Here is a 3,376-nt window from a genome sequence, read left to right on the forward strand (position 1 = left end):
AAGACGTCGCCTTTTTGAAAAAAGGCGACACCCAAAAACTTTTCTAATTTTTATCAATGTTTTGTTTTTAAACGGAATATCATAATTTTTTGCAGTATATATATCTTAAAAACCCTTAAAAATATAACTAATTAAGAAAATAATGCGATATTAAGGGGTGTTTTTCTTTTAATAATTTTGAAAAATCTGCACAATTATCTTTTATTTTTTCAGAAATCTGTTCATTTTGTATTTATAATAATTTCTATACTAACCAAATTGCCTTGGAATGCCCATTTTACGTCTGTGTTCGCGGTCTTGTGCCATGTGGAGCGATCGCCTCTGGCCGGGGATGTATCCGATGGGATATATCGGGATCATCAGGTTACAGGGGGCGGGCATGCGGTATCCACGGACATGGGGCATGGGTGTGATCGGCGCGATGATGCTGTCGGCATCTTTCGTTATGGCGCCCATCGGGCATGCGGCAGGGGATGGCATCACCCATGGTGTGGCCGACATGACGGGGCAGGTGCAGCAGGTGCCTGCGCGGCCCGGACATATCGCGGATCTTTGGTTTGCGCATAACGAACTGACCATCATGCTCGGCGCGGCGGACAGGATTGCGGTTACGGTGGACCGGCCCGATACCCGGCCGTGGATGTTCCTTGTCGCGCCTGCACTCTATCATGCCATCGGGGTCAATGGCCCGGCGGTCAACGCCGAAAGCCTGCTGAAGGCCGGGGTGGATGTCGCCTTTGTCCCCAACGGCTCGGCCACGGCGGCGGCCCTGCGTGCGGTGGGGATTCCGGTGCTGGTGGCCGGGTTCACCGATGCCGCAAGCCTGCGTCGCTCGCTGGAGATGACAGCACAGGTGATCGGCACACGGCAGGCGCAGGAGGTAACGCGCGCCTATGAAACATTGCTTGACGGGGTGATCCACGATACCCGCGCGCGCACCGACGCATTGGCCCCGGATGCACGGCCGCGCGTGGTGCATATCCAGTCCCTGCATCCGCTGCGTGTGGACGGGGCGCATACGATCATTGACGAATGGCTGTCGATCGCGGGGGCGCGAAATGCGGCGGACGGGGTGGATGGCAATATGAAGCCCATTTCGGTCGAGCAGTTGGCCGCATGGAATCCTGATGTCATCATCCTTGGCCCTGATGCCGGGACCTTTGACCCGATGGCCGATGGCGGCGTGTGGCGCAATATCACCGCCGTGCGCACGGGACATGTGATCCATAACCCGGCGGGCGTGTTCCCGTGGGACCGGTACGGCAGCGAATTCCCGTTGCAGGTCGCATGGGCGGCGCAGGTGCTGCATCCTGACCTGTTCCCGGCCACCGACATGGTGGAACGGACCTGTGCGTTCTATCGCACCTTCTTTCATTACGACCTTGATGTCACGCAGGCGCGGCGGATACTGGCGGGGCTGCCCCCTGCCGGGGCGACGAAGGGCGGGGGGGGCTCCCCCCGTTGATCCTGCGTATGATGGGGCGTTCTGCCGGATGGCTGGTGTTCGGCGGACTTGTGCTATGCCTCCTTGTTTCTGCCTGCCTTGGGCGTTACGCGATTGCGCCGGGTGTGATCGCACGTTTTGTGGTGACGGCCATGGGCGGGCAGGCATTGCCGCAGGCGCAATATGACATGGTGCATGCGATCCTGATGGGCGCGCGCCTGCCGCGGATCGGGGCGGCGGTGTGCGTGGGGGCTGCTTTGTCGGCCTCTGGCGCGACATATCAGGCGGTATTCCGTAACCCGCTGGTTTCCCCCGGCCTGCTGGGCGTGCTGGCGGGGGCGGGGTTTGGCGCCGCGCTGGGGATTGTCAATGGCATGGGCACGACGGGCGTACAGGCGCTGTCGTTTGCGGGCGGTATCCTTGCCGTATCGTTCGGGGTGGGGGTCGCGCGCATGTTCGATGCGGCCTCCCTGCTGATGCTGGTATTTGGCGGGTTGATCAGTTCCGCCCTGTTCACCGCGCTGATGTCCATGCTGAAATATGTTGCCGACCCGCAGCAGCAGTTGCCCGACATCGTGTTCTGGCTGCTGGGCAGCCTGACGCAGGTTGATGTGCTGCGGCTGGCGGTCATGGCGGTCCCGGTCTTGCTGGGGATTGTGGTTCTGTCGGCCTGTGGGCGGATGCTTGATGCATTGGCAATGGGCGATGAAGAGGCGCGTACCCTTGGCGTGCCTGTTACGGCATTGCGTTATGGCACGATCGGTATTGCAACAGGGCTTTCGGCGCTGACGGTGTCGGCGGTGGGAATGATTGGCTGGATCGGGCTGATCATCCCACACGTGGCGCGCCTGCTGGCGGGGCCGTGCAATGCGCGTGTCATTCCGCTGAGCGCCTGGCTGGGCGCGATTTTCCTGCTGGTATGTGATGACCTTGCACGATGTCTGTCGGCCGAGGAAATCCCCGTCGGGCTGCTGACGGACCTTCTTGGCGTCGTGGTGTTCATTTCCGTGCTGCGCCTGTTGCGGCGGGGGTGGCGGTTATGAAGGGGACGGTGCTGGATGTGCGTCGTGTCGGGCTGCGCCGTAATGGGCGATGTGTGCTGGATGACGTATCACTGTCGATCATGGCGGGGCGGATGACCGGGATTCTGGGGCCTAACGGGGCGGGGAAAAGCACGTTGCTGCGTGTGCTGCTGGGGGTGTTGCGGCCGGATGCGGGGCAGGTCCTGCTGGATGGGCGCGACCTGTCGCAATGGCACCGGCGCGAGGTCGCGCACCGGATCGCCTATGTCCCGCAGGGGCATATATCGCTGTTTCCCTATACCGTACGTGACGTGGTGGCGCTGGGGCGGGTGTCCTATACACCCTTTGCGCGGAAGGTCGGGGCAGAGGACGCGGCAATCGTGGCGGATGCGCTGGTGCGGCTGTCGATCAGCCACCTGGCGGCACGGTCCTATACCGACCTGTCAGGCGGCGAACGCCAGGCCGTGCTGATCGCGCGCGCGCTGGCGCAGGGGGGGCGGATACTGGTGTTGGATGAACCAGAAACCGGCCTTGATTATGGGCAGCAGCAGCGGCTGTATGCATTGCTGCGCGAACTGGCGGATGATGGATATGCAATTGTTGCGACAACACATGACCCCGTGCGGGCCGCTGTTGCGTTTGACCATGCACTCCTGTTGCGGTGCGGGCGGGTGATGCGTGATGGCCCGGCCGCACAGGTGCTGGATGCGCAGGGGATCGCACGGCTGTATGCGCGCGGACCTGATGACGAATGCACAGGGGCAGCATCACCAGAAGAAATATCATGACCGTACAAAAGACTTGCAGGACGTTGCCTTGGCAGGCTGTTTGCAAAGTCAGGATCTATAACATACTGAAATTATAAAGTTTTTTGGTGAAGCTTTTTCTAAAAAGCTTCAGAAGACGCCGC

The 3,376-nt window shown here is 60.2% G+C and carries 3 protein-coding genes; all 3 read left to right on the plus strand.

The features are described from left to right. The first annotated feature begins 340 nt into the window (after nucleotides 1-340). Genes B7G66_RS12375 through B7G66_RS12385 form a run of 3 tightly spaced genes read left to right on the plus strand, consistent with a single transcriptional unit; the run spans nucleotide 341 to nucleotide 3,254 of the window. Nucleotides 341-1,465: an ABC transporter substrate-binding protein gene (locus tag B7G66_RS12375; RefSeq protein WP_239016138.1), complete on the plus strand. Its 1,125-nt coding sequence runs from the start codon at nucleotides 341-343 to the stop codon at nucleotides 1,463-1,465. A gap of 2 nt (nucleotides 1,466-1,467) precedes the next feature. After that, nucleotides 1,468-2,487: a FecCD family ABC transporter permease gene (locus tag B7G66_RS12380; RefSeq protein ID WP_371861385.1), complete on the plus strand. Its 1,020-nt coding sequence runs from the start codon at nucleotides 1,468-1,470 to the stop codon at nucleotides 2,485-2,487. Beyond that, complete coding sequence (locus B7G66_RS12385) at nucleotides 2,484-3,254, plus strand: ABC transporter ATP-binding protein (protein WP_003617904.1); 771 nt, start codon at nucleotides 2,484-2,486, stop codon at nucleotides 3,252-3,254. Before B7G66_RS12380 ends, B7G66_RS12385 begins: the two co-directional genes overlap by 4 nt. Nucleotides 3,255-3,376: the final 122 nt, after the last annotated feature.

Source organism: Novacetimonas hansenii JCM 7643 (genome assembly GCF_000964405.1).
Taxonomy (GTDB): domain Bacteria; phylum Pseudomonadota; class Alphaproteobacteria; order Acetobacterales; family Acetobacteraceae; genus Novacetimonas; species Novacetimonas hansenii.